General features: G+C 70.4%; 25 protein-coding genes and 1 pseudogene. 13 read left to right on the forward strand and 13 right to left on the reverse strand.

Annotated features, from left to right (window positions below; translation table 11 throughout):
- Window positions 1-156 precede the first annotated feature (156 nt).
- Genes AB0I69_RS06985 through AB0I69_RS06995 form a run of 3 tightly spaced genes read left to right on the forward strand, consistent with a single transcriptional unit; the run spans window position 157 to window position 1,879 of the window.
- Complete coding sequence (locus AB0I69_RS06985; RefSeq protein WP_363094529.1) at window positions 157-912, forward strand: SDR family NAD(P)-dependent oxidoreductase; 756 nt, start codon at window positions 157-159, stop codon at window positions 910-912.
- Complete coding sequence (locus tag AB0I69_RS06990; RefSeq protein ID WP_363094530.1) at window positions 909-1,532, forward strand: helix-turn-helix domain-containing protein; 624 nt, start codon at window positions 909-911, stop codon at window positions 1,530-1,532. Before AB0I69_RS06985 ends, AB0I69_RS06990 begins: the two co-directional genes overlap by 4 nt.
- Complete coding sequence (locus tag AB0I69_RS06995; protein WP_363094531.1) at window positions 1,529-1,879, forward strand: antibiotic biosynthesis monooxygenase; 351 nt, start codon at window positions 1,529-1,531, stop codon at window positions 1,877-1,879. Before AB0I69_RS06990 ends, AB0I69_RS06995 begins: the two co-directional genes overlap by 4 nt.
- Before the next feature lie 9 nt (window positions 1,880-1,888).
- On the opposite strand, the gene AB0I69_RS07000 is transcribed toward AB0I69_RS06995, so the two are convergent.
- Window positions 1,889-4,450, reverse strand: a complete 2,562-nt coding sequence (locus AB0I69_RS07000) for a hypothetical protein (RefSeq protein ID WP_363094532.1) — start codon at window positions 4,448-4,450, stop codon at window positions 1,889-1,891.
- Window positions 4,451-4,622: 172 nt separating this feature from the next.
- On the opposite strand from AB0I69_RS07000, the gene AB0I69_RS07005 reads away from it, so the two are divergent.
- On the forward strand, window positions 4,623-5,762 hold the full coding sequence (locus AB0I69_RS07005) for an acyltransferase family protein (RefSeq protein WP_363094533.1): 1,140 nt from the start codon (window positions 4,623-4,625) through the stop codon (window positions 5,760-5,762).
- A 189-nt stretch (window positions 5,763-5,951) separates the two neighbouring features.
- The gene (locus tag AB0I69_RS07010) at window positions 5,952-6,854 is read left to right on the forward strand and encodes a calcium-binding protein (protein WP_363094534.1); all 903 of its coding nucleotides are present in this window, start codon (window positions 5,952-5,954) and stop codon (window positions 6,852-6,854) included.
- Window positions 6,855-6,879: 25 nt separating this feature from the next.
- On the opposite strand, the gene AB0I69_RS07015 is transcribed toward AB0I69_RS07010, so the two are convergent.
- Both AB0I69_RS07015 and AB0I69_RS07020 read right to left on the reverse strand, forming a co-directional pair.
- Window positions 6,880-7,407: a hypothetical protein gene (locus AB0I69_RS07015; RefSeq protein ID WP_363094535.1), complete on the reverse strand. Its 528-nt coding sequence runs from the start codon at window positions 7,405-7,407 to the stop codon at window positions 6,880-6,882.
- A gap of 114 nt (window positions 7,408-7,521) precedes the next feature.
- Entirely contained in the window at window positions 7,522-8,169 is a 648-nt protein-coding gene (locus AB0I69_RS07020) for a TetR family transcriptional regulator (RefSeq protein WP_363094536.1), read from the reverse strand.
- A gap of 135 nt (window positions 8,170-8,304) precedes the next feature.
- Here AB0I69_RS07020 and AB0I69_RS07025 point away from each other — a divergent pair, with 135 nt between their 5' ends.
- The 3 genes from AB0I69_RS07025 to AB0I69_RS07035 are packed head-to-tail and all read left to right on the forward strand — an operon-like array spanning window position 8,305 to window position 10,531.
- Window positions 8,305-9,831, forward strand: a complete 1,527-nt coding sequence (locus tag AB0I69_RS07025) for an FAD-dependent oxidoreductase (RefSeq protein WP_363094537.1) — start codon at window positions 8,305-8,307, stop codon at window positions 9,829-9,831.
- Window positions 9,832-9,859: 28 nt separating this feature from the next.
- Complete coding sequence (locus AB0I69_RS07030) at window positions 9,860-10,126, forward strand: hypothetical protein (protein ID WP_363094538.1); 267 nt, start codon at window positions 9,860-9,862, stop codon at window positions 10,124-10,126.
- 33 nt (window positions 10,127-10,159) lie between these two features.
- Complete coding sequence (locus AB0I69_RS07035) at window positions 10,160-10,531, forward strand: DUF6479 family protein (protein WP_363094539.1); 372 nt, start codon at window positions 10,160-10,162, stop codon at window positions 10,529-10,531.
- Between the two features lie 31 nt (window positions 10,532-10,562).
- Here AB0I69_RS07035 and AB0I69_RS07040 read toward each other — a convergent pair whose 3' ends face one another.
- The 4 genes from AB0I69_RS07040 to AB0I69_RS07055 form a co-directional block, all read right to left on the reverse strand.
- Window positions 10,563-11,675 (reverse strand): HAMP domain-containing sensor histidine kinase, encoded by a 1,113-nt coding sequence (locus AB0I69_RS07040; protein WP_363094540.1) that lies wholly within the window; start codon window positions 11,673-11,675, stop codon window positions 10,563-10,565.
- A gap of 2 nt (window positions 11,676-11,677) precedes the next feature.
- Window positions 11,678-12,451, reverse strand: coding sequence for a response regulator transcription factor (locus AB0I69_RS07045; RefSeq protein WP_363094541.1), 774 nt, complete (start codon window positions 12,449-12,451; stop codon window positions 11,678-11,680).
- Between the two features lie 114 nt (window positions 12,452-12,565).
- The gene (locus tag AB0I69_RS07050; RefSeq protein ID WP_363094542.1) at window positions 12,566-13,090 is read right to left on the reverse strand and encodes a hypothetical protein; all 525 of its coding nucleotides are present in this window, start codon (window positions 13,088-13,090) and stop codon (window positions 12,566-12,568) included.
- A 184-nt stretch (window positions 13,091-13,274) separates the two neighbouring features.
- Window positions 13,275-13,973, reverse strand: a complete 699-nt coding sequence (locus AB0I69_RS07055) for a DUF6445 family protein (RefSeq protein WP_363094543.1) — start codon at window positions 13,971-13,973, stop codon at window positions 13,275-13,277.
- 197 nt (window positions 13,974-14,170) lie between these two features.
- Between AB0I69_RS07055 and AB0I69_RS07060 the strand changes: the two genes are divergently transcribed.
- The gene (locus AB0I69_RS07060; protein ID WP_363094544.1) at window positions 14,171-14,866 is read left to right on the forward strand and encodes an alpha/beta hydrolase; all 696 of its coding nucleotides are present in this window, start codon (window positions 14,171-14,173) and stop codon (window positions 14,864-14,866) included.
- A gap of 16 nt (window positions 14,867-14,882) precedes the next feature.
- Here AB0I69_RS07060 and AB0I69_RS07065 read toward each other — a convergent pair whose 3' ends face one another.
- Entirely contained in the window at window positions 14,883-15,431 is a 549-nt protein-coding gene (locus AB0I69_RS07065) for a DUF1062 domain-containing protein (RefSeq protein ID WP_363094545.1), read from the reverse strand.
- A gap of 283 nt (window positions 15,432-15,714) precedes the next feature.
- On the opposite strand from AB0I69_RS07065, the gene AB0I69_RS07070 reads away from it, so the two are divergent.
- Both AB0I69_RS07070 and AB0I69_RS07075 read left to right on the forward strand, forming a co-directional pair.
- On the forward strand, window positions 15,715-16,188 hold the full coding sequence (locus tag AB0I69_RS07070) for a carboxymuconolactone decarboxylase family protein (RefSeq protein WP_363094546.1): 474 nt from the start codon (window positions 15,715-15,717) through the stop codon (window positions 16,186-16,188).
- Window positions 16,189-16,408: 220 nt separating this feature from the next.
- Window positions 16,409-17,143 carry a DUF4142 domain-containing protein gene (locus tag AB0I69_RS07075; RefSeq protein WP_363095018.1) on the forward strand — a complete coding sequence of 245 codons (735 nt, stop codon included), beginning with the start codon at window positions 16,409-16,411 and terminating at the stop codon, window positions 17,141-17,143.
- A 23-nt stretch (window positions 17,144-17,166) separates the two neighbouring features.
- Here the strand turns inward: AB0I69_RS07075 and AB0I69_RS07080 are convergent, their stop codons facing one another.
- Window positions 17,167-18,819, reverse strand: a complete 1,653-nt coding sequence (locus AB0I69_RS07080; protein WP_363094547.1) for a glycoside hydrolase family 13 protein — start codon at window positions 18,817-18,819, stop codon at window positions 17,167-17,169.
- A gap of 188 nt (window positions 18,820-19,007) precedes the next feature.
- On the opposite strand from AB0I69_RS07080, the gene AB0I69_RS07085 reads away from it, so the two are divergent.
- Window positions 19,008-19,958 (forward strand): LAETG motif-containing sortase-dependent surface protein, encoded by a 951-nt coding sequence (locus AB0I69_RS07085; protein WP_363094548.1) that lies wholly within the window; start codon window positions 19,008-19,010, stop codon window positions 19,956-19,958.
- Window positions 19,959-20,052: 94 nt separating this feature from the next.
- On the opposite strand, the pseudogene murJ reads toward AB0I69_RS07085, so the two are convergent.
- The 4 genes and pseudogenes from murJ to AB0I69_RS07105 form a co-directional block, all read right to left on the reverse strand.
- Window positions 20,053-21,684 (reverse strand): annotated as a pseudogene (murJ, locus tag AB0I69_RS07090) (murein biosynthesis integral membrane protein MurJ); the annotation flags it as partial.
- Between the two features lie 84 nt (window positions 21,685-21,768).
- Window positions 21,769-22,728, reverse strand: coding sequence for a nucleoside hydrolase (locus tag AB0I69_RS07095; RefSeq protein ID WP_363094549.1), 960 nt, complete (start codon window positions 22,726-22,728; stop codon window positions 21,769-21,771).
- 42 nt (window positions 22,729-22,770) lie between these two features.
- Entirely contained in the window at window positions 22,771-23,997 is a 1,227-nt protein-coding gene (gene thrS / locus AB0I69_RS07100; protein ID WP_363094550.1) for a threonine--tRNA ligase, read from the reverse strand.
- Between the two features lie 212 nt (window positions 23,998-24,209).
- A complete protein-coding gene (locus AB0I69_RS07105; RefSeq protein ID WP_363094551.1) occupies window positions 24,210-24,905 on the reverse strand; it encodes a type 1 glutamine amidotransferase domain-containing protein in 696 nt (231 codons plus the stop codon).
- A 254-nt stretch (window positions 24,906-25,159) separates the two neighbouring features.
- Here AB0I69_RS07105 and AB0I69_RS07110 point away from each other — a divergent pair, with 254 nt between their 5' ends.
- Complete coding sequence (locus AB0I69_RS07110) at window positions 25,160-25,942, forward strand: hypothetical protein (RefSeq protein ID WP_363094552.1); 783 nt, start codon at window positions 25,160-25,162, stop codon at window positions 25,940-25,942.
- Window positions 25,943-25,963: the final 21 nt, after the last annotated feature.

Genomic DNA, 25,963 nt, shown 5'->3' on the forward strand with positions numbered 1-25,963 from the left:
GCTCCCGTCCGTGACCTCGGTCGATCTCCATCGTCGCCGCTTTCCGCCGGCCCAGCCAGGGATCCCCGATCCATGGATAAGCCTTCCTCTCCCGCCCCCGCGAAGCCGCTCCTACGGTCGAGGCAGCGCCAGCCCCCCCTCAAGGAGAGACCCCCCATGAAACTGACCGGCAACACGATCCTGATCACCGGCTCCACCTCGGGCATCGGCCGCGGCCTGGCCCTGCGCCTGCACGAGGCCGGCAACAAGGTGATCGTCGCCGGCCGCCGCAAGGAACTCCTCGACGAGATCACGGCCGAGCACCCGGGCATCGAGGCGCTCACCCTCGACATCACGGACCCGGCGTCGATCACCCGCGCCGCCGAGCGGGTGGCGTCCTCGTATCCGGAACTGAACGTCCTGGTCAACAACGCGGGCATCATGCTGCCCGAGAACCTCCTCGACCCGGCCTCCCTCCCGGTCGCCGAGGACCACGTCACCGTCAACCTGCTCGGCACGATCCGGATGACGTACGCCTTCCTGCCACTGCTGACCGGCAAGGACGACGCGGCCGTCATGAACGTCACCTCCGCGCTGGCGTTCGTCCCGCTGCCGATCACCCCGACCTACAACGCGACCAAGGCCGCGCTGCACTCCTTCTCCGAGAGCCTGCGCGTCCAGCTCGCTCAGGGCGACACCGGCGTCCAGGTCATCGAGGTCGCGCCGCCGGGCGTGCGCACGACCATGCTGGACCAGGAGGACAACGAGGACTCGATGCCGCTGGACGACTTCCTCACCGAGACCCTCGACCTGCTGCGCGAGACACCCGACGCGAAGGAACTCGTCGTGGAACGCGCCCGGTTCGTGCGCGACGCGGCGGCCAACGGCTCCTACGACACCGTCCTCGCCCAGCTCAGCGGCGTCGGGGCGTGACAGCCGAGGACGTCCCCGCCGAACGGTCCGACGCCGCCCGCAACCGGGTCCGGCTGCTGGAGGCCGCCGCCCGGCTGGTGGCCGAGCGGGGCGCCGAGCACGTGACGATGCACGAGGTCGCGGAGGCGGCCGGGGTGGGAAAGGGCACGCTGTTCCGGCGGTTCGGCGACCGGGACGGGCTGCTGCTCGCCCTGCTCGGCGAGGCCGAGGCCGACTTCCACGAGGCGTACACCTCGGGTCCGCCACCCCTGGGACCGGGCGCCCCCGCGAGGGACCGGCTGACGGCGTTCGGCTGTGCCCTGATCGAGCGCGTCGCCGCCGACGCGGACCTGGGCGCCGCGCTGGGCCGTCAGGTCGTCCACGAACGCCGGTACGGCTCCGAGACCGGCCGAGCCTTCCACCAGCACGTCTCAACTCTCCTGAGGGAGACGGGAGTTGACGCGGACCACGACATGCTCGCGCACGCGCTGCTCGCCTTCGCGGACTTCGAGACGGGGGACTATCTGCACGTCGGCCGCGGCATCCCGGTCGCCCGTCTCCAGGCCACCTGGGTGGACCTGGTGGGACGGGTGACCCGCGACGGACCCGAGCCGGCGGCGACTGTGAGAATGGGCCCATGAGCATCGTCAAGATCAACGTACTCACCGTTCCCGAAGAGCAGCGCGAGACGCTGGAGAAGCGGTTCACGAACCGGGCCGGGACGGTGGACGGCTCGGACGGGTTCGAGTGGTTCGAGCTGCTCCGGCCCGTCGAGGGCACCGACACCTACCTCGTCTACACGCGCTGGCGTGCCGAGGAGGACTTCCAGAACTGGATGTCCGGAATGGGCCAGGCCGCCCACCGCGGCGCACCCCAGGAGGGGTCAGCGCAGGGTTCCCCGCAGGGTGAGCGGCCGAGGCCCGCCTCGACGGACTCGACGCTGTGGACCTTCGAGGTGATCCAGCAGGCCGGGCCCAAGGAGGGCTAGAGAACCGGCTCAGGTCCTGACGGTCAGGTAGAGCCAGCCGCCCCACGTACTCACGTTGGTCGTGTCCTTCGCACCGGCCACGTACTCGGTCCGCACCCGGAACTTCTGGTTGACCGCGTTCGTGAGGCTCAGTTGGGTCACCCCGACGCTGCCCGGGGCCATGGAGAAGCAGCTGGACGTGGTGAGCGTGTGCCAGGCCTTGTTGTAGTACTCCTGGGCCTGGAACCGCATGCACTGCCCGGACTTGTCCGGCGACACGGTGCCGGACACCTGCGGCTTCGCCGTGTGGTGGTAGACGCGGTAGGTGACCGAGCCGTACGTGGTGCTGGTGTAGTAGCCGCCCAGCTTCTCCGCGATGCCGACCCGGTCGTGGACGGCACGGGTGGCCGTCGCCGGGGCGTAGCGGTAGTCGCCCGCGAACGACGCCGTGAACGTCGTGTTGTGGGTGAGCTTGTACGTCGCCTTCAGGTTGCCGTTGCTGTCCACGGCGGCGGTCTTCACGAGCGTCTTCCTGCCGCCCGCCGGGGTCGCGTAGATCGACACCGTACGGCCGTTGTACGTCGTGCCGAGGTGGGCGGTGACGGTGGCCGTCGCGCCGTACGAGTACGTCGACTCGTTGCTGGTGACGGACACGGCCGTCGCGGCGCGGGACACCTGGACGGTCGCCGAGGCCGTGGCCGCCTGGTGGGCGGCGTCGCCCGGGTAGTCGACCTTGTAGGTGTCGGCGCCGCCGACCGCCGGGGTGTCCTTGACGGTGATCTTGCCGTCCGTGCCCACAGGAACCGTCCACGTGACGGGAGTTGTGGTGTGGGCCAGATCCGTGCGGGACACGGTGACCGTCTCGCCCGCGGTGTACGGGGCGTCGCCCAAGGTGCCGCCGAACGTCAGCGCGGCGCCGCGCGTGACGGTCGTCGTCGGGGCCTTGAGGGTCAGGGTCGGGGTGTACGGCTTGACGATCGCGGACGGTTCGTTGGCCGACGGCTGGTGCGCCGCGTCGCCCGCGAAGGCGACCCGGTAGGTGAACCACCCCGCGGCGTCAGGGGCGTCGGTGACCGTGAACGCGCCGGTGGCCGGATCGACCGGGACCGACGGGAGGGGGACCGACTCCTGGGTGTCCTCGTTCGTGCGAGTCACCTGGAGGGTGGTGCCCTGGGGGAAGGTGCCGAGGTCCCGCGAGCTGAGGGTGCCGGTGAGGACCACCGAGTGGGGTGTCGCCGAACTGAACGCCTGGAACTCGACGTCGGTCGTCAGCCGCGTCACGTACACCTTCAGCGAGGTGGTCGCGGGCCGGTGCGTCGCGTCACCGGCGTACGACACCTGGTAGGTGTCCGTGCCCTCGTCGGCCCGGGTGTCCTTGACCGCGAACGTGCCGTCGGCGCCGAGCGTGACGTCGGGCAACTGGACGCCGTCGCGGGTGACTTGGAGCTGCGCGCCGGCCGGGACGAAGCCGTTGGTGGCGAACGTGCCGTTGAGTGTGAACTCCCTGGTGGGGACCGCGTATCCCGGGAGGCTCAGGGCGAGTTGGGTGTCGGTGAGCTTGGGAGAGGCCAACACGTTCAGGGTGTAGGCGCCCGTGGAGTCCTGGGTGACGCCGTAGAGCGTCGTGCCGTCCCCGCCCCACTCCAGGCCGTCGGGGGCAAGTGTCCCGGACGCGAACGGGACGTAGTTCTCGCGGAGTTGGGAGCCGGCGTAGAGGTACAGGCCGGGCGCCGAGCCCGAGGTGCTGCCGACGGCGATCGTGCCGTCGGTGTCGAGGGAGAGCGAGTTCGGCCCGGAGGGGGTGCCTCCCGTGTAGTACACGGAGGGGTTGGCCATCCTCATGTCCGCCGTGCGGTAGGCCTCCAGGGCGTCGTCGCCAGTGGCCGCGATCAGCACCTTCTTACCGTCGCCGGTGACCTGGAAGCCGGTCGCCGTACCAGGGGGAACCGCTATCTCGGTCATGGCGTTCGCCGTGCCGGAGGAGACGTCGAAGGTGGCCACGTCGGTGTCGTACTGGCTGGTCTCCCCGGCCGCGAGGACGCCACCGCCCGTCGCGAGCTGCCGGGGTGCGGAAGGCCAGTTGGAGAACACGGCCTGGGGTGTCGCGACCGGTGCGGCGGCGGACGGGTCGACGGATCCGACGGCACCATGGCCGTCCACCATGGCGCCGTACCAGACCCTGCCGCCCGCCACCGCGACGGAGACGGGCCCGCTGCCGGTGCCGGTCGCGTAGCGCGCGGACTCGGTCAGCGTCGCCGTGTCGACGGCGGCGACCGCGTCACCGTCCGCCAGGGCCGCGTACAGCGTGGTGCCGTCCGGGGACAACGCCAGGCCCGTGGCGCCCTGTTCACCGGTGAGGGTGGTGACGGGGGTGCCGGCCAGGTCGGTCACCACGATGCCGGTCGAACCGGCGCCCTGGCTGAAGAAGATGTGCTGGTGAGCGGTGTCGACCAGCATGTGCGCGTAATGGGACAGCGGCAGCGCCGCCGTGCTGTCGGCCCAGGCCGCGGAGCCCGCGAGGCCGACGGTTGCGGTGGTCAGCCCGGCGACGACCGATATCGCCGTCGTGAGCGAGACCTGCTTGAGGCGCAATGAAGCTCCTGTGAAAAGGGTGAACAAGCAGGTCGGACCATAACTCCCGCTAGTGACGGGCTCTCCCGCCGGAAACCCATGTCCTGGCAAAGAACTCCTCAACGACGGCTCCCGTGCGCCGAGACGGGGAAACGGGAGGTTTGGATCGCCGGGAAGTGGTCAGGCGCGCCGAATGCGTGCTTCTCCCCCCACCTCCGCCAAGACCCCCGGTTCCCCCCAGGCCACCACCGGGCCGTCCCCCACCGCCGCCCCCACGGCGGAGCCCACCCCCGCATCGGAACGCACCCCCGGGAAGCAACGCGACCCCTTCTTCGACAACGCCAAGTACCTGGCGATCGTGCTCGTGGCGATCGGCCACTCGTGGGAGCCGCTGCGCTCCGGCAGCCGTAGCGTCACCGCGCTGTACATGCTCGTGTACGCCGTGCACATGCCGGCGTTCATCATCATCTCCGGCTATTTCTCCCGGAGTTTCCGCGCGACCCCGCAGCAGGTCAGGCGGCTGCTGGGCGGAGTCGTCGTGCCGTACGTCGTCTTCGAGACGGCGTACACGCTCTACACGCGCTGGACCGACCACCAACCCGACCGCGCGATCAGCCTGTTGGACCCGCTGTACCTGACGTGGTTCCTGGCGGCGCTGTTCGTGTGGCGGCTCACCACGCCGATCTGGAGGCACGTGCGCCGTCCGCTGCCGGTCGCGTTGGCCGTCGCGATGCTGGCGACCCTGTCCCCCTCCATCGGCAACGACCTCGATCTGCAGCGGGTGTTGCAGTTCCTGCCGTACTTCGTGCTCGGCCTGTGTCTGAAGCCGGAGCACTTCCAGCTCGTACGGCGGCCGGAGGTACGGCAGTTGGCGGTGCCGGTGGCGGTGTGCGCGCTCGCGGTGGCGTACTGGGCGGTCCCGCGGTTCGACTACGTCTGGTTCTTCCACAACGCGAGCGCGGAGCAACTCGGCGCGCCCGACTGGGAGGGGCCCGCCATGACGCTGGCCCTGTTCGTCTGCTCGACGGTCCTGGTCGCCTGTTTCCTCGCCTGGGTGCCGCGCCGCCGGACCTGGTTCACCGCGCTGGGCGCGGGCACCCTGTACGGCTATCTGCTGCACGGTTTCGTCGCACAGGGCGCCAAGTCCTGGGGCTGGTACGACCCTTCGTGGGTCCGGGGCCCCCTCGGCGAGATCACGGTGACCGTGGTCGCCGCCGCCGTCGTGACCGCCCTGTGCACACCGCCGGTCCGACGGGCCTTCCGGTTCACGATGGAGCCGGAGCTGCGGTGGGCGTTCCGCCGTGACGCGGACGAACTGGCCGGCACCTCATAGCGAGGGTTGTAGCAACTCGGCGGGCCAGTGCGTGAATTCGTGCTGAACCACCGCTGACAATTCGCGGTGACAGGACACCCGTGCGAAAGGGAGCGCAACCAAGCCCTTGGAGCGAGGGTCAGACGCGGTGTCGGAACCCGAATCCCTCGGTTTCCGCCAACTCCCCTTACGTTCCACGGAGGTTGTGCGATGTCCTCTCGTCCTCTCAGTCGCCGTACGCTGCGTTCCGCCGCGGCGCTGACGCTGGCTGTCGGCGCCGGTCTGGCCGCCCCGCTGCTTCTCGCCGGGTCGGCGGGCGCGGCCACGACGCCGGCCACCGCCGCGCTCAGCTCCAGCGGTCACGAGGTCCTCTACACGGCCGCCGCTGGCCAGACCAACAAGGTGGTCGTCACCGCGTCGACGACGAACCTCTCGACCATCACCTACGTCATCGACGACGTGGTCACGGTCAAGCCGGGCACCGGCTGCGCGTACCCCACCGCCTCGGACCACACCAAGGTCTCCTGCACGGTCGCCACCCTGGACAGCCAGGACCCGTACCCCACCGTGCAGTTGGCGCTCGGCAACGGCAACGACACCCTCGCGTACCACAACAAGACCGACCAGACGTACTACTTCGCGTCGGTCGACCTGGGCGCCGGCAACGACAAGGCCACCGACGACGGCAGCGTCGACGGCAACTACGTCTCGGGCGGCACCGGCAACGACACCCTCACCCTCGGCAAGTACTCGGTGGGCTGGGGCGACGACGGCAACGACACCCTCAAGGCCGCCGCGGGCACCATCGCCCAGGGCGGCAACGGCAACGACACGATCACCACCGTGGGCGACGCGGCCGACGGCGGGGCCGGCAACGACGTCATCACCGGTGGCGCGGCCAACCAGAGCCTGACCGGCGGCACCGGGAACGACAGGATCCACGGCGGCGCCGGCAACGACTTCATCTACGGCGGCACGGGCAACGACGTCCTCTACGGCGATGCCGGCGCCGACACGATCTACGGCAACTCCGGCAACGACACGCTGTGGGGCGGCACGGGCACGGACACCCTGTCCGGCGGGCCGGGCCACAACGTCATCCACCAGAACTGACACGCGCCGACATCGGAGGACCGGCTCAGGGCGTGGTGTAGCCGACCACGGCCCGGGCCGGGAAGCGGAACGCGTCGTCGTACACCGTGGACTGCTCGACGGTGACGTCGACACCAGTACCGTTGGCGGTCGTGGAGTGGTACACCCAGGCGGGTCCGCGCAACGGCGAACCGCACAGCCCGGCCGGCAGCGCAAGCTCGGGGTCGGCCTCCGCGTGCGTCCCGTACTTCTTGTCGAACAGGTCCTTCCCCTCCGGGAGGATGCCCGCACGGTGCAGGTAGTCCTTCATCAGCCCGCTCGTGAACGTGACCTGAGCGCTGCCGTTGCGTGTGTAGTAGTGAACGTCGGTCGCGTCGGCGGGAATCGACGCGCCCCCGGCGGTGATCACACCCGGCAGCTTCAGGTCGCTCCCGTCGCAGGCCCGCGCATCCCCGAACGGAGGGGACGACTCCTCCCGGTACAGCCAGACACAGCCTCCACCGACCGCCGCGAGCACGACCACCCCGACCCCCAGCCACGCCGGCACGCGCCGCCGCCCGACCGTCTCACTCATCAACGCCCCCCCTCGTCATGGCGAGCGAGAGCCTCCCAAACACCGCGCGTACACGACAAGCCCTTAATTCCTTTCCCACCCTGACCGGTGCGAAGGTCACGGCGCACGCCCAGGTCAAGACCCGTCGAGACCCGTCATGAGCTGCCCGTACGCCCCCTCCGCGGCCCTGACCGCGTCGTCGTACGCCTCGTCGGCGGTCCGCCCCGACGTGATCGTCCGCCAGTTCTCCTGCCCCAACTCCTGCTGTACGGCGATCAGATGGGCCGCGGCCAGGTGTCTCACGATCGGCGGGGCGGTGCCGGAGCCGGAGTCGCCGCCGGACGGCAGGGCGTCCGCGAGCGCGTCGACGTCCTGGCCGGTGTAGCGCAGCCGCATGCCGATCCGGAGGCTGGGCGTGCGGTAGATGAGGTCCTGGAACGACAGCACCTCGGGGTGGTCGTTGAGACCGGTGATCGGGTCGCGGGCGGCGAGACCGGCCAGGAAGTGGTCGCGCAGGGCAGCCGTGGGGGTCAGGCCGGGCGGGCGCTCCCGGACCACCCGGGCCGCCTCGCCGAGGTGGTCGGCGAAGCGGTGCAGGACCAGGTCCTCCTTGGTCGGGAAGTACCGGAACAGGGTGGCCTTGGAGACCTCGGCCGCCGCCGCGACCTCGACGACGGACACCTCGTCGAAGCCCTGCTCACGGAAGAGCCGCAGGGCCTCGTGGGCGATGAGGTTCCGTGTCTTTTCCTTCTTGCGCTCGCGCAGACCGGCGGGTTCGTCCATGCCGGCGAGTTTACCAGGATGGTGAGGCTCGGGATTGAATGAGACCAAGAATCTTCTGAGACTCGGTTGCATTTTCTCGTCTGGCGATGTTCCATGGACGTACGAGCTGGACGCACCGACGACGAGAGGACCCTCATGACCGACGACGTGCTGATCGTGGGCGCCGGACCGACCGGCCTCACCCTCGCCATCGAGCTGGCCCGACGCGGTGCGGGGGTGCGGATCGTGGACGCGGCCCCGGCCCCGCACTGCCACTCGCACGCCAAGGGGGTGCAGGCGCGCACGGTGGAGGTGCTGGAGGACGTCGGTGTCGCCGAACGCGTCCTCGACGCCGGGCTGACGCATCTGCCGTTCCGCAAGTACTTCGACGGCGTGCACGTCTCGGACACCGACCCCTTCGCGGACGTCGCACCGACACCGGACGCGCCCTACGACAGCGGGGTCCTCCTGGGCCAGTGGCAGCTGGAGGGGATTCTGCGCGACCGGCTCGCCGAGTTCGGGATCGCCGTCGAACTCGGCACGGAGGTCCGCGGGTTCGAGCAGGACGCGGACGGCGTGACCGCGACCCTCGCCGACGGAGGCCGCATCAGAGCCGCGTATCTCGCGGGGTGCGACGGCGGACGCAGCGGCATCCGCAAGGCACTGGGGGTGCGGTTCGACGGTACGACCGACGAGGCGCAGGCGATGGTCTGCGGTGACGTCGAGGCCGACGGGATCGGGCGCGACGTCTGGCACCAGTGGTTCACCTCGGAGGGCGGCGGCGTCCTGCTGTGCCCACTGCCCGGCACGAACCGCTTCCAGTTCCAGGCCGGCCCCGAACTCGACGACGCGGGACGGCAGATACCCCCGTCGCTGGAGAGTTTCCAGCGCATCTTCGACCGGCACGCACGCGTGCCCGGCGTGCGGCTGGCCAACCCGACCTGGCTCTCCACCTGGCGGGCCAATGTCCGCATGGTCGACCGGATGCGGGTCGGCCGGGTCTTCCTCGTCGGGGACTCCGCCCATGTCCACCCGATCGCCGGCGGCCTCGGCATGAACACCGGCATCCAGGACGCCTACAACCTGGGCTGGAAACTCGCCCTGGAGACGACCGGCCGGGCCGGACCGGCACTGTTGGACACCTATGAGGAGGAGCGCCTCCCGGTCGCCGCCTGGACCCTCGACGTGACGAACGAGGCCCTGTACCGAGCGATCGAGGCGGTCAGGGAACCCGGCACAGGCATCGAGTCCGCAGCCCCGCCGCCCATGGGCACCGGCTACCGCTGGAGCTCACTCGCCGCCCCGGCCACCACCGGTGACCGCGACGTCCTGCGCCCGGGCGACCGCGCCCCCGACGCCCCCTGCCTCGACGCGGCCGGCCGCCCGGTCCGGCTCTTCCAGGTGTACGCCGACCCACGGTTCACGCTGCTCGGCTTCGGCACCGAAGTCGCGGGCGCGGTGGGCAAGTTGGCGGCCGGGCACGACGGCCTGGTGCAGGCGCTCACGGTGGACGCCGGCGAGGTGGGCGACCTGCACGACCACGAGGGCCACGCCCGGCGCGCGTACGGCGTCACCGACCCGGCCCTCGTCCTGATACGCCCCGACAACCACATCGCCGTACTCACCCGCGACCCCGCCGACATCACGGCCTACCTCGCCACGCACACAGCCGATCCGGTGTGACCGGCTCCTCCGTGGGAAAGGTGACGGAATGGTCTTCGTCTTCCCCGTCCTGTGCGTCTTCCTCTGGATGGCCTGGTCGGTCTCCCGGATGAGCCAACTCCCCGCCTGGCGCCGACGGCTGCCGACGGTACTGATCCTGGCCGCCGTGGCCTGGTGGATCGCCCTCGTCACGTCCGGGCCCTCCGCCTGGTGGGCGGTGTGGCCTCCGATCTGCCTGGGCCTGGCGTCCTGGGCCGCGAGTCTGCGGGAGCAGCGCCTGGCCGGACGCCCGGCAGAACAGACGGGTTCCATATAGCCGCATTCCACCCCGAAGAGCGATAATCGGAGTATGAGTACGGCAACGTATGTTCAGCTGGCCGCGTCTCACAACACACTCGACGTGACCGCGGCCTTTCTCGGTGGCCTGGTGATCGCAGGCGCACTGGTCTGGGCCATACATTTCGGCATGAAGGTCCGGGACCAGGAACTTCCACGGCCGCTCCCCGAAGAGCAGCCCCACCTCCCCATCGGCGGCGCCGTCCACGAGACGAGCGAGATGCGGGAACCCGACGAGATGCCCGTCGCCTCGGAGGAGAAGGAACGGCTGATGCCGTACCAGCTCCACCACTCCGGGAGCAGAACGGGAAAGGACCAGAACCGACAGCGCTGGCTGCCGGGAAGGAGCGGTTCCTTCGGCGGTGGCGGCATAGGCCACGTGTGACCTCACCCTGACGGTCACCCTGGGGGTTCGTTCACGCCTCGGCCGCGGGCAGCGTCACCTCGAACCGGCAGCCGCCGGACACGTTCCGTACGACGGCCCGTCCCTGGTGTGCCTCCACGATGCCGCGCACGATCGCGAGTCCCAGCCCGGCCCCCGCCGGAGGGGTCCGGGCATGCGTGCCGCGCCACCCGGTGTCGAAGACACGCGGCAGGTCCTCCTCCGGGATGCCGCCGCAGCCGTCCGTCACGGACAGGACGACACCCTCCGCGGACCGCTCGGCGGCGACGGCGACCGTACCGTCCGTGGGCGTCCGGCGGATCGCGTTGACCAGCAGATTCCCCAGCACCCGGCTCATCTCCTTGCCGTCCACCTCGACCGGCACCGGTTCGATCCGGTCGCCGACCAGCCGTACGCCGAGCTCGCGCGCGAGCGGATCGGCTCCCGCGAGGGCGTCGCCGACCAGGTCGTACAGGGACATCCGGGAGCGGGTGAGGGCGAGGGCGCCGGCGTGGATGCGGGAGAGTTCGAAAAGGTCGCCGACCATGTCGTTGAGGCGTTCGACCTCGGTGCGGATCTGGCGGAGATAGCGGGCGGGGTCGGCGGCGACGCCGTCCTCCAGGGCCTCGGACATCGCGCGCAGACCGGCCAGCGGGGTGCGCAGGTCGTGGGAGATCCAGGCGACGAGTTCGCGTCGCGACGCCTCCAACGCCCGCGCACGGTCGCGGGATTCGGCGAGCTTGGCGCTCGTCGCGGCCAACTCGCGGCTGAGGCCGGAGAGTTCGGCGGTGGCCGGACGGTCCGGGGCGAAGAAGTCGCCGTCGTCACCGAAGTCACGGGCGGCGAGGGCGAGTTCACGACTCCGGGCGACGACCCAGCGGCCGAGCAGCAGCGCGGTGAGCAGCGAGACGACGGCGGCCATCGCCACCACCGTCGTCACCACGGACAGATCGTGCCGGGACAGGAACATCGCCTGCGCCACGGCCAGCGTGCCGGCGAGCATCGCGGTCACGGCGACGGCGGCGACCACGGACACGGACGCGGTGAGCGAACGCCGCCGCAGCAGCCACAGCGCACCCGCGCCGAGCACCCCGGCCGCCGCGGCGCCGAGAAAGGCGAACAGGGCGATGAGCAGGGCGTTACGCATGATCAGTCCCCCTCGGTGCCGGTGGGGTCGAAGCGGTACCCGACCCCCCACACCGTCTGGATGAGCCTCGGCCGCCCAGGATCGTCCTCGACCTTTCCGCGCAGCCGCCGTACGTGCACGGTGACGGTCGACAGATCACCGAAGTCCCAGCCCCACACCTCACGCATCAGATCCTCCCGCCCGTACACCCGCCCCGGGTGCCGCAGGAAGAAGGTGAGGAGGTCGAACTCCCGGTGGGTGAGGGTGAGTTCGGCCCCGTCCTTGGTGGCGCGGCGGGCGGCGCGGTCGAGTGTCAGGCCCCCGGCGCTCAGCGGGGTCGCGGGCCCGACCGGCGAGCGGGACCGACGCAGCACCGACTCCACCCGGAGCACCAGCTCCCGCGGACTGAACGGCTTCGTGACGTAGTCGTCGGCACCGACCTCCAGCCCGAGGATCCGGTCGTCCTCGTCCCCGCGGGCGGTCAGCATGATCACCGGCACGGGCCCCCGCCCCCGCATCCGCCGGCAGACCTCCAGCCCGTCCATCCCCGGCAGCATGAGGTCGAGCACGACCAGGTCGGGCCAGTGCGCATCGGCCCGGGCAAGCGCCTGCGGCCCGTCCTCGGCCCGCTCCACGACATACCCGGCACGGTCGAGATACCCGGAGACGACTTCCGCGACGGTCGGATCGTCGTCGACCACGAGGACGCGGGCGCCACCGGACCCGCCCGATCCGCCGGACGCACCGGATTCCTCGACGCGCCCGGCCTTCCCGGCCCTCTCGTACGGCTGCTGCATACCGCCAGCCTCGCACCCCGCCCGCGCCGATGCCGCCCCGCACCGGCTCCGGGCGCCGGACGTCCGCGTTTCGTAAGAACCTCCGACGCCCTGCCGTCCCTGACTACCCCCCTACTACTGCACTTGCTGCCGCTCCCCGGACCCCGCCGGGTCGTACACCGCGAGTGCCCAGATCACGAACACGTCGATCGCGATCATGAGGACCGACCAGACCGGGGCGTACGGGAGGAACATGAACTGGAGAATCGCGCTCAGGCTCGCGAGGACGATGCCGCAGACCCGGGCCCAGCTCATGCCGCTGAGGATGCCCCAGCCGGTGACCGCGCCCACGGCGCCGAGGCAGATCAGGATGACGCCCCAGCCGGTGAGGTTGATGCTGTAGACGTAGTCGCCGACGCGCGTGTACACGTCGTCCTTGGCGAGCGCGGAGATGCCCTGGAGGATGGCGATGACGCCGTTCATCAGCATCAGGACACCGGCGAAGACCGCACCGCCGGCCGCCAGTCCGCCGCGGCCCGGGGGCGTGCCGTGGCCCCGGGTGCCGGGGGCCTGACCGGAGTCGTTCCAGACCGGGGGTTTCTCCTGGCCGCCGGCGGACGTCGAGTGCGGCTGCTGCGTCGAGTGCGGCTGCTGGGTCATGGCCGTGCCCCACCTCTCTGTGGTGTGTGGTGCTACGACCATCCGGCCGGGGCACCCCCTCCACCAGGGGGGTTACGCCATCCGAGTGACACCCGACGAGGCCCCCGAACTCGACCTCGGACCCGGCCACGGTTCGGAAAAGTGTGACACTTTCGCCGCGAGTGTCACACTTTTGGGGCGTAGGTCAGGCCATCCAGAAGAAGACGGCGGTCATCCGCTTCTCGTCCAGCGTGCTGCCGTGGTAACCGGTCGCGCTGTGCACGAGGTTGGCGTGGTAGAGCAGCAGGCTGTTGTACCGGTGCGGCACGCGCACGTCTTCCTCAAAGGCGTCGGGCGCGACGAACCGCGTCCCGAGGGCATCGACGAGGTTGTTGTGCGGAGCCTGCACGACATTGCCGCCGAGCCGTCCGCCCGGCAGATGCTGCCGGTAGAAACTGGTCCCGCAGTCCTTCGGCACGGAGGGGTTGAGGTACAGCACGGCGGCGTACCGGCACAGGGCGCGGGAGTCGGTGTGCGGCCGGGGCTCGCTCTCGCCCTCGCCGACGACCTGAATGCAGTTGTGGTTGAGGGTCCCGCCCCCGGGCGCCTGCTGCACCCACAACTCCTTGGCCCCGGTCGCCTTCTTCACCAGCCGCTCGATCCGCCCCAGCTCGGACGGCTCCAGCCCCGGCATGGTGCGCAGCCCCGGCCAGGTCTCCGACGTGTACGGATACCCCTTCACCCAGTCGTCCTTCGCGAGACACCGCTCCCGTACGGCATCCACGTCCGGGAGCACGTCGTCCAGGACCCAGTAGTCACGGCCCTTGGTGGGCTTGCGGTAGGGGAGGACGGGGAGCGGTGCCTGCCGGCGGGCCCGCTGGGGGTGTGGGGGGAGTGGTGGCATGGGGCCGAACGTATAGCGGGGGTTCGCCAATGCTGTGCCATACACCGGTCAACATTCCGTCAACGACGGGTTGTTGACGTTCGCCGGTCAGGCCGACTCGCACGGCTCGGCACGCGCATGGGTTGCTTCGACGTGAAGCGTTCTGCTGTCGGCCAAGACTGTCGCGACTCCGAAGGCGCAGGCGACAGGATCGTCACATGCGGCCGATCTTCGTTCTCGTGCACAGTCCATCCGTAGGACCCTCGACCTGGCACCCGGTGGCCGAACACCTGACGACGGCGGGCTACCAGGCGCGGGTGCCGTCCCTGCTGCACATGGGCGACGGTGCTCCGCCCTTCTGGCCCCGCGTCGTCGACGCCGTCCGCGACGACCTCCGGCAGGTCCCTGCCGACAGCCCCGTCACGTTGGTGGCACACAGCAACGCGGGCTTGTTCCTCCCGGCGATCCGTTCGGGCCTCGACCATCCGGTGGCCGGCTCGATCTTCGTCGATGCCGCGCTGCCGGCCCGGACCGGACCGACCCCTGTCGCCACACCCGAACTGCTGGAGTTCCTCCGCCCGATGGCTGTGAACGGCAGGCTGCCCCGCTGGACCGACTGGTGGGACGAGGCAGACATCGCACCCATGTTCTCCGATCCACTGGTGCGGCAGACAGTCGTCGAGGAGCAGCCCACCCTGCCGCTGTCCCACTACGAGCAGCACATCCCGGTCCCCGACGGCTGGGACGACCATCCCTGCTCCTACGTGCTGTTCGGCCCTCCGTACGACGATCTCGCCGGCGAGGCGCGCGAACGCGGCTGGCGTGTGGCACACCTGCCCGGCGCACACCTCCATCAGATCGTCGATCCGGCCGGCACCGCCCAGCACCTCGTCGAACTCGCCACTACGACTTGATCCGCTTCCGGAAGCCTCAGCGCTTGAGCGTGAAGGTGAAGTCGTCGGAGAGTCTGCCGGTCAGGCGGACCGCCGAGACCAGGTTCCCCTCCGTGATCAGTCTCTCGACCTCGGCCCGTGAGACACCGCAGCCCTCCGCGATCAGCCGTACCGGCCGGACCGGGATCCGTGCCGCGAAGCGGACCGCTATGTCGATCACCTCGCGGTCCAGGTGGTCCGGTCCGCCGGTGTCGAGACACCACGCGTCGTCCCAGTCGAGGGCGATGCGATTACGGCGCCGCACGACCGGATCCTGGAGCAACTCGGCTGCCAGGACAGGGTCGTTGCTGTGCAGCCGGTCCAGCAGTTCAGGTCGTACGGAGCGCACGTTCATCCGCTCCAGGACCGTGAACCCGGCCGTGTCCCCGCAGCCGGTACAGAGCGCGAGGAGCCAGGCGTCGAGGAGTTTGTGGTTGGCGTTGACGCGGAACCTGCCGTCTGCCCGGAAGCGCTCCGACGCGCATCTGTGGCAGCGGCGGACGACAAGAGGCAGGCAGGTGGGCGCGACCACCCAGTTTTCGAGCACAGAAGTACACCGGTTCCAGTGAGAAGTCCGCAGCAAAAAGGGGCGCGGCGCACAGGTGCGACGCGCGACGATTCAGCGCTCGGGAGGTCTCACACGGTGTACAACGGCACGTCCTTGCCCAGACGACTTGGTCCGGCAGCACGGTAGGGGCGGGCAGCGGTGCCCCACCACTGCTTTTTGTGCGTCGTCACATTCGCGTCGTCACATTCGCGGTGTCACATTCGCGTCGCCCGTTTCGTCAGTCCTGTGTAAGCAACGGCAACGAAACGCAGAGGAGCCCACCATGGGTGCCCGACTCAACGCCTTCGCCAGCCCGATCGCCGGCAAGGCCCTGAAGCACTTCATCGCGGCCGGCAAGGTCATCGACGACTCGCCGCTGCCCGCCGCCACGCAGGAACTGGTGAAGCTGCGTGCGAGCCAGATCAACGGGTGCGGGTTCTGCACCGACATGCACTCCAAGGACGCGGCCGCCGCAGGAGAGACGTCGGTACGGCTCAACCTCGTCGCCGCGTGGCGCGAGGCCACCGTGTTCACCGACGCCGAGCGCGCCGCGCTGGAGCTGACCGAGGAAGGGACCCGGATCGCGGATGCGGCCGGCGGGGTGAGCGACGAGGTGTGGGGGAACGCCGCGAAGCACTACGACGACGAGCAGCTCATCGCCCTCGTCTCACTGATCGCCCTCATCAACAGCTTCAACCGTATGAACGTCATGCTCACGATGCCCGCCGGCGACTACCAGCCCGGCCAGTTCGCGTAACGCGGCCTCTCCGCGCACACCCGGAAACACACCCGGAACCGGGGCGCCGAACCGGAGGCATCACCCGCCACTTGTGACGCGCCCCACTCCGTCTTTACCAAAACCAAAGACTTCGGGCGCTTCCCCGATCCGTACTCCCCACTGTCCGTACCGCCGACGGGCGGTCCACGACACAGGAGGTACGGTGCGCTTTTCGCGGAACGCGACGGGAACGATGGTTGTGGGGGGTGCCCTCAGCCTGACCCTCGTCGCACTGGCCTATCCGGCAATGCTGGGCGTGACCACGGTCTCCAGCGCGCCCACGCGCGTGATCGCCAACACGCAGTGGGGGCCGCTGACCGAGTCCGACCGGGACTTCGTGGTCAAGGTGCGCGCGGCAGGACTGTGGGAGTACCCCGTCGGCCAGATGGGCCTGAAGAAGGGCGCGAGCCCGGCGGTCATCACCGCGAGCAAGCACCTGATCGACGGGCACGCGGCGCTGGACACCACCGTGCGCAAGGTCGCCCCGATGCTCAACATCACGATCCCGAACCAGCCGAGCCCGCAGCAGCAGGGGTTCATCAACACGCTGAACGCGGACAGCGGCAAGCAGTTCGACACGGATTTCGCCAACATCCTGCGCGTGACGCACGGTTCGATCTTCAACACGATCGCGAAGATCCGCTCGACGACCGAGAACACCCTGGTGCGGGCGCTGGCCGACCAGGCCAACGCGACCGTCCTGGACCACATCACGGTGATGGAGAAGACGGGCCTGGTCAACTTCAGCCAGGTCCTCTTCCAGGAGACGACCCCGCCGAAGCTGCCGGCCGTGGACCTCACTCCGCCGCCGCCCGCCGCGGGCCAGCCGGAGGTGGTGCTCACCCCGCCGGTGAACAGCACCACCCAACCGCCGGTCCTGCCGGGCGAGTCACCGACCGCGGCGAACGCGACCGGCACCCCGACCGTGGGGTGAGGACCGGCAACAGCGGTACCGACCTACGCCCCCAGCCACACGGTCGTGTCCGGTGCCAACTCCCCGTCGCCCGCCGCCGGTTCGCTGCTCAGCAGCACCTCCCCCGGCGGCAGGGCGACCGGCGCGTCCGTCAGGTTGGTGACACACCGCCAGCCGTCGGAGCGGGCGAAGTCCAGCACGCCGGGCGGGCTGTCCGCGGCCCAGGTCAGCGACTCCCCGTCGAGCAGCTTGCGGCGCAGCCGGAGGGCGGTGCGGTAGAGCTCCAGGGTCGAGCCCTCGGTCCCGTCCTGTGCTTCGACGGCGTACGACGCGAAACTCGCCGGCTGCGGCAGCCACGCGGGCCCCGGCCCGAAGCCGTACGACGGACCGGCGGAAGTCCACGGCAGGGGTACCCGGCAGCCGTCGCGGCCCTTGTGGGTGTGGCCCTGTTGTTCCCAGACGGGGTCCTGGAGGACCTCGACGGGCAGGTCGGCGACCTCGGGCAGACCGAGTTCCTCGCCCTGGTAGACGTACGACGAACCGGGCAGCGCCAGCATGAGGAGGGTCGCGGCTCGGGCGCGGCGCAGGCCTGCCGCCGTGTCGACGGGTGGCGTGCGGCCGTCGGAGAGGAGCCAGGTGTTGGGGTCGGTGCCCAGGGGGAGCATCAGGCGCGAGGCGTGGCGTACGACGTCGTGGTTGGACAGTACCCAGGTCGCCGAGGCGCCTGCCGCGCGGGCCGTCGCAAGCGAGCCGGTGATCACCTCGCGCAGTTCGTCCGCGTCCCAACCGGCCTCCAGGTACTCGAAGTTGAAGGCCTGGCCGAGTTCGTCCGGGCGGGCGTACAGGGCGCGGCGGGCAGCCGGCACCCAGGCCTCGGCGACCGCCATGCGGGGCGGGGTGTAGGTGTCGAAGACCGAGCGGCGCCAGTCGCGGTAGATCTCGTGGACCGCGTCGCGGTCGTAGTAGGGGTGGCTGCCGGGCGGGAGGTTGTCGAGGACGGCCTCGGAGTTCGCCGCGAGGGGGCCGATGTCGCGGAGCGGTTCGGTGAGGTCCTTGGCCAGGGCGTGGGCGACGTCGACACGGAAGCCGTCGACCCCGCGGTCGGACCAGAAGCGCAGGGTGGCGCGGAAGTCGGCCCGGACTTCTTCGTTGTCCCAGTTGAGGTCGGGCTGTTCGGGTGTGAAGAGGTGCAAGTACCACTGGCCGTCCGGCACTTGACGCCACGCGCTGCCGCCGAACACCGACGGCCAGTCGGTGGGCGGGAGTTGGCCGTGCTCACCTCGTCCGTCCCGGAACACGTACCGGTGGCGGGCGGCGGAACCGGGAGCGGCGGCCAGCGCCTCCTGGAACCAACTGTGCAGCCGCGAGGTGTGGTTGGGCACGATGTCGACCATGACCTTGAGGCCCAGCCGGTGCGCCTCGGCGACCATCGCGTCGAAGTCGTCGAGGGTGCCCAGGCGCGGGTCGACGTCACGGTAGTCGGCGACGTCGTAGCCGCCGTCGGCGAGTTCGGAGGGGTAGAAGGGGCTGAGCCAGAGGGCGTCGACGCCCAGCGCGGCGAGGTGGGTCAGCCGCTGGGTGATGCCCTTGAGGTCCCCGAGTCCGTCACCGTCGGCATCGGCGAAACTGCGCGGATAGACCTGGTAGACGACGGCCTGACGCCACCAGTTCGGGTCACGGGAGGACAGGTCGGTCACGTGGTCTCCTTATGAATTCCCGTTGCGCTTACGGAAGTTGACAGTCAACTTCCGGTGGACCCACGATGTGCACACGCTGTGGCGCATGTGACCAATGGGCCCGGTGTTTCCTGCGCTTCTTCGCTCAGCTCTTCGCTCCCTCTTCGCTCCGCCACCCTCCACTCCTTGCACCACCAGATGGGATCAGTATGTCCATAGCGAGTCGTGTCACCGTGCGCCGCCTGTTGGGGACGGGCGCCGCCTCCCTCGCCCTCGCCGCGGCCTCCGTCGGCGCAGCGTCCGGCGCCTGGGCCACCGGCGGTCACGGCGACGGCGGTGACGGCTGGGGATCCGGCAGCCACTACCGTCCCGGCTCCGGCGCCGGCACGGTCACCGAGACCGAGGGCTGCCAGTTCTCGCTGAACGGGACCGACTTCTTCCCCTCGGTCAAGGTCGACGACCAGAACCTGAAGCCCACCGACGACGGCAAGGTCCACATCAAGGTCCGCACCGCCGGTGACGCGTCCACCTGCACCGCCTCGCTCGCCTCGTACATCGCCCACGGCCCGACGTTCGCCACCTCCGGGCAGCAGATCTTCGTCGACTTCGACACGGTGACCGTGAAGAAGGGCCAGACCGACTCGCTGGACATCGCGGTGCCGGACGAGGGCTGCTTCGCGCAGATCGACCTCTACCGGGGTGCGGTCAAGTTCGACGGCAACCCCGCCGCCGGCGACGGCTTCGTCCACGGCGACCTGCCCAAGGGCCCCGACCACACGGTCATCAAGGACAAGCTGATCGCGGCCTGGAACGGCGGCACGAAGGACTGCACGACCACCGAGTCGCAGCCCCCGTCGCCGTCCGCCCCCGCGTCGGTCCCGCCGCCGGCCTCGACGTCCACCCCGCCCGCCGCCGAGTCCTCGACCCCCACGCCGAGCGCCTCCGAGTCGACCCCGGCGTCCGCCAACCCGACCCCGGTCGCCTCCGGTTCGAGCAGCGCCCCGGCTGCCGCGCCCTCGCCCAACGGCGGCGGCGGCGACCTGGCCGAGACCGGCGGCGGCAGCAACACCGGCGTGCTGATCGGCGGCGCCGCGGTGCTGCTGGCCGGCGGCGCGGCGATCGTGGTGGCCACACGCCGCCGCCGCGCCTCGCACGCGTAGCCACATCGACGGGCGGCTCACCGGGTCCGGTGAGCCGCCCGCACACGTGCCGCGCCACGATCCGGCCGCGGCCCCCTGGAGCCGGCTCCGCCGGTCAGCGTCCCAGGCGGGTGCGGACCATGTTCACCAGGGCGTCGACCTCGTTGATGCGCATCATGCGCGCGAGGGGGACGAAGAGAGCGACCAGTACGACCGTTCCCGCGGCGAGCGCGGTGAGGGCGGCGACGGGCGGGTTGTGGATCGCCGTCATCAGCCACGCGGCGAGCGATCCGGCTGCCAGAGACGCGGGAAGGCTTGCCCCGATGAGCCTGCCGTAGGTCCGGGCGACCCGGCGGCCGTCGAGATCGCCGCCGAGCCGGGTGCGGAGCCGTCTCCAGGCGACGCCGACGCCGATGACGTAGGCCAGGCCGTATGCGAGGGCCATGCCCGCGACGGCCCACCGCGCGGGGAGCAGGAGGTAGGCGGCGAGAGAGCCGGCGGCGTTCACGAGCGCGACGACGAGGGTGTTGAAGAAGGGGGTGCGCGTGTCCTCGTAGGCATAGAAGCCGCGGAGCACGACGTACTGCACCGAGTAGGGGATCAGCCCCAGGGCGAAGGCCATCAGGACGAAGCCGATGTTGCGGGCGCCTTCCTCGCCGGCTCCCGCGTAGAGCAGTTGGATCAGGGGCACGCCGAGCGCGAGGAACGCGAAGGCGCAGGGCACGATGGCGACCGCTGACGTACGCAGGCCCTGGGAGATGTCGTCCCGGACGGTTGCGTGGTCGCCGTCGTGGGCGGCGCGGGCGATACGGGGAAGGATGGCCGTCATGAGGGAGACGGTGATGATGGCCTGCGGCATCTGCCACAGCAGGAGTGCGTAGTTGTATGCGGTGATGCCGGTGCCGGGGTGTCCGGCTTTCTCCGCGGTGGTGCCGGCGGCGGTGGCGAGTCGCGTCACCACGACCATGCCGGCCTGATTGACGAGCACGAAAAGGAAAGTCCATTTCGCCAGGCCCAGGGCTTTCCCGAGGCCGTGGCCGCGCCAGTCGAAACGGAGCCGGACGCTGAATCCCGAGTCACGCAGATAGGGAATCATGGCCAGCGCCTGAACCGTTAGCCCCAGCAGGGTGCCGACTCCGAGCAGGCGCATTCCTTGCGGCGTGATCGTGGACGCCGATATGCGCGAGTGCTCGGCCGTGCCGAAAACCCAGACGAACGCCCCGAAGGCGAAAATGATCAGGATGTTGTTCAGGACGGGGGTCCACATCATGGCGCCGAACCGTCCGCGCGCGTTCAGGATCTGTCCCATCACGACATGGATCCCCATGAAGAACATGGTGGGCAGGCAGTAGCGGGCGAACGCCACCGCGACGCGCAGCTGGTCAGGATGGGAGGCCATCGAGGGCGACATGAGACGGATGAACTCGGGCGCCGCGATCACACATATCAGGGTGGTCGACCCCAGGAAGGTGACGACGAGAGTGATGAGGCGGTTGGCGTAGGCAACGCCTCCGTCGGAGTCGTCTTTCATCGATCGCACCAACTGCGGAATGAAGACCGCGTTGAGTGCGCCTCCACCGACCAGCACGTAAATCATGGTGGGCAGGGTATTGGCCACCTGATAAGTGTCGTTCAGCGTTCCCACACCGAGCGCGGCTCCCATGACCAGCGTGCGCAGAAAACCGGTCAGACGGGAAACCAGGGTTCCGGCCGCCATCAAAGCGCTGGACTTCATGAGCCCGGAAGCCGGGTTGTGGGCGGACACTCTACGGATCTGGAGCGTCTCGGAATCAGCGGCGCTGTTCATGCGTCGGCCCTCAGTCCTTGGTCCTCAGCCCTCCACCGTCCCCAGCCACAGCTTCACGTACCGGTCCACGTCCACGTCCAACCCCACGTCCACCAGGGCCTGTTCGCGGGCTCCGTCGTGGATCTCGGACTCGCCGTGCCGTGGGCGGCGGTCGACGATCGTCTGTCCCCGGCCGGGGCCGGGGGCGAGGGAGACCTCGACGGGGAGGAGCCGGGTGGTGAGACCGCCCGGGTCGGCTACCGCGCAGACCGCGCCCGCGTCGCCGAGGCCGCCGGTGGGCGTGGGGTCGCCGGAGGTGGCCGGGTCGCGGTGGGCGAGCAGGTCGCCCGCCAGCTTCAGCCGGGGCTCGGCACTCTCCCGCAGGCGCTGGACGTCGGCCGCCGGGACCTGGACCCGTTCGAACACGTCCAGCCCGTACATCGTGATCGGCACCCCTGCGGTGAGCAGGATCGCCGCCGCCTCCGGGTCGTGCCACACGTTGAACTCCGCGACCGGCGTGGCGTTCCCGACCGCCACCGCGCCGCCCATGAACACGATCCGCTCGATGTTGCGGGTCACTTCGGGGAACGTACGCAGCAGCAGCGCGATGTTCGTCAGCGGCGCGGTGGGGATGAGGGTGACCGGGCGCGGGGAGGCGAGGATCTCCCGGCGGAGCAGGGTCACAGCATCCACGTCGACGGGCGTACGGGTGGAGTCGGGCAGCCCCATGTCCCCCATGCCGTCCTGCCCGTGGACGTGCGCGGCCGAGCGGGCCGGTTCGATCAGCGGCCGGGCGGCACCGCGCGCGACCGGGATGTCACCGGCACCGGCGTGGTCCAGGACGATCAGCGTGTTCCGTACGACCTGGTCCACGTCCGTGTTCCCGGCGACACAGGTGACCGCGCGCAGGTCCAGGCCCGGGTGCCGTACGGCGAACAGCAGCGCCAGGGCGTCGTCGACCCCCGTGTCGCAGTCGATGATCACGGGGATGGGCTGACCGGTCACGGCAGGCTCCTCTCACAGCTGTTCGGCGGATCAAGGGTGACCTTACGCATCCGCCCACAGTTCGGCGCCACGCGCCTCGACCCGGGCCGCGACGCGGTGCAGGAGTTCGGCGGACGGCAGCGGCTCGACCCGACGGCCGTCCCGCAGCCGTACGGCGGCCAGGCCGGCGTCGGCCTCCCGTTCGCCGATCACCACCTGGTACGGCACGAGCCGCGCACCTCGGATCCGGGCACCGAGGCTCCCCTGCTCGGGACCGGCCAACTCGGCCCGCAGGCCCTGTAGTCGGGCTTGCCGGAGGAGGTCGTACGCCTCCCCCGCCTGCGCCTCCGACACCGGCAGCACCACCAGCTGCACCGGCGCCAGCCACGCCGGGAACGCCCCGCCGTGCTCCTCCACGAGGTGCGCCACCGCCCGCTCCACACTCCCGATGACACTGCGGTGCACCATCACCGGACGGTGTTTCGCGCCGTCGGCGCCGATGTAGTGCAGGTCGAAGCGTTCGGGCTGGTGGAAGTCGATCTGGACGGTGGAGAGGGTGGCCTCGCGACCGGCCGCGTCGGCGATCTGGACGTCGATCTTCGGACCGTAGAAGGCGGCCTCGCCCTCGGCGGACTCGTAGGCGACATCGGAGGTGTCGAGGACCTCCTTCAGCATCGCGGTGGCCCGGCGCCAAAGTGCCGGATCCGCAACGTACTTGCCGCCCTCGCCCGGCAGTGAGAGCCGATAACGCGAGGCGCGGATCCCGAGGTCGGCGTAGGCGCGGGCGATGAGAGCGAGAGCGGCTCGGGCCTCCTCGACGGCCTGGTCGAGGGTGCAGAAGATATGGGCGTCGTTGAGCTGGATGGCCCGGACCCGGGTCAGTCCGCCGAGCACACCGGAGAGCTCGGAGCGGTACATGCCGCCCAACTCGGCCATACGGAACGGCAGTTCGCGGTAACTGTGCGACCGGGACCGGTAGATGAGGGCGTGATGGGGACAGAGACTGGGCCGCAGCACGACCTCCTCACTGCCCAGCTCCATCGGCGGGAACATGTCCTCGCTGTAGTGCGACCAGTGCCCGGAGATCTCGTACAGCTCCCGCTTGCCGAGGACGGGCGAGTACACGTGCCGGTAACCGGCAGCGCGCTCCAACTCCCGTACGTACTCCTCCAGTTCGTGCCGCACGGTCGCACCGTCGGGCAGCCAGTACGGCAGTCCCGCGCCCATCAGGGGGTCGGTGTCGAAGAGGCCGAGTTCGCGGCCGAGACGGCGGTGGTCGTGGTGGTGCATGGTGAACTCCTCGCGGGACAAAGGGCCGAGAGACGAGCACCACATGGCAAAGCCCCGGGGCACTCGCCCCGGGGCTTCGACTCGGTTCAACAGTCAGCGCGCCGGGACAGTCTCCGGCGTCGTCGTCCAGGAGGACGCGAACGGCTTGGCACGCTTCATGCGGCGGACGCTAGCAGTCGTACGACGGCTCGCGCGACGGAATTTCGCGGGGCTCAGCCCAGCTTCTTGAGGAGCTCGTCGGCGACCGGTGCGGAGGACGCCGGGTTCTGGCCGGTGACGAGGTTGCCGTCGACCACGACGTGCGGGCCCCACGGCTCGCCCTCCTCGAAGTCGGCACCCAGCTCCACGAGCCGGTCCTGGAGCAGCCACTTCACCTTGGGCGCGAGACCGCCCTGGGTCTCCTCGACGTTGGTGAACCCGGTGAGGTGCCGCCCGGCGAAGGCGTTCGTACCGTCCTCCTCGGTCGCCGTGAGCAGCGCGGCCGAGCCGTGGCAGACCACGCCGAGGGGCTTGCCGGAGGCCAGGGCCAGGGTGAGGAGCCGGCCCGAGTCGGCGTTCACGGCGAGGTCCTCCATCGGGCCGTGGCCGCCGGGGTAGTACACGGCGTCGTAGTCGGCGAGGTCGACCTCGGTCAGCTTGACCGGCTGCTGGAACTCGGCGCTCGACGCGAGCACACCGGCGACCCGGTCGGCGTTCTCCTGGCCGCCGTTGTAGTCGGCGGCGAGGCTGCCCCGGTCCACGGGCGGCACGACTCCGCCGGGCGTGGCGACGACGACCTCGTGACCGGCCGCCTTGAACGCCTCGTACGGGGTGACGGCCTCCTCTGCCCAGAAGCCGGTGGGGTGCAGGGTGCCGTCGGCCAGGGTGAGCTGGTCGGCGCCGGTCAGCACGAAGAGGATCTTCGACATGGGGGGTCTCCTGGGAGTCGGTGAGGTGCCTTCGACAGTAGGCCGGGCGCGGACGGGCGGCCAATGCGGAATCGAATGCCCGGTATTGGTTTCCCGATGGCACCCGGTACGCGGCCGGTACTCCGGTCGGACCGGCCCGGTTCTCACCCGGACGGCCCGGCGCGCTGGTGGGCGGGCGCGGGCGATGGTGCCGTGGGAGCGAGCACGCGGCGATTCCGCGTCCGGCACTCCGCATGCCCCAGGAGGGACCCTCGATGACCCGTTCCCCGGCCCGTGTCCTCCTCCTCGCCTCGGCACTGTCGGCGGGGACGCTGCTGACCGCGGCCGGCTGCGCGGACGAGGCCGCCCTGCACAGGGTGACGACCGCGCCCTCCGTCTCTGCCGTACGGACCCCCGCCGCCCACGCGTCCCCGGCCGCCGCCCCCGTCCTCACCGCGGCCCAGGCACAGGCCGCGCTGATCACGGACGCGGACCTGGGCGCCCCCTGGACCCCGACCCAGGGCACGGCGACCTGGCGCGACAGCCTCCTCAAGGCGCAGACCGCGATCCCCGACTGCCAACGCCTGCTGGACGCCCTGTACGCCGACGAACTGCTCGGCACCCCCGCCGCCACCCAGGCGGTGACCGGCCTCGACGACACCGACGACGAGGCCCAACTCCGTTACCAGGTGGCCGCGTTCCCACCCGCCGACGTGGACCGCACCCTGGCCTGGCTCCGGTCCCTCCCCCAGAAGTGCGCGAACTTCACGGCGACGACGACGCGCTCCGGCGTCCAGACCGTCCAGGTCACCGAGGCGACCCTCCCGAACGTCGGCGACGCCCGCGAGGGCCTCCACCTGACCCTCACCGGCACGACCCCCGAGGGCGACCAGTCCACCCTCACCCTCGACACCGCCGCCGTCCGCATCGGCGACGACACCATCACCGTCACGAACGGCGGCCTGGCGAACGTGCCCGCGGACGCGACGCAGCAGGCGTTGCAGGTCGGGGCGCAGCGGTTGACGGACGTGCAGCGGCAGGGGCGGGTGCAGGTCTGAAGCTCTCGGCGGTTCGCGAAG

The organism is Streptomyces sp. NPDC050508, assembly GCF_040655155.1.
Lineage (GTDB): Bacteria > Actinomycetota > Actinomycetes > Streptomycetales > Streptomycetaceae > Streptomyces.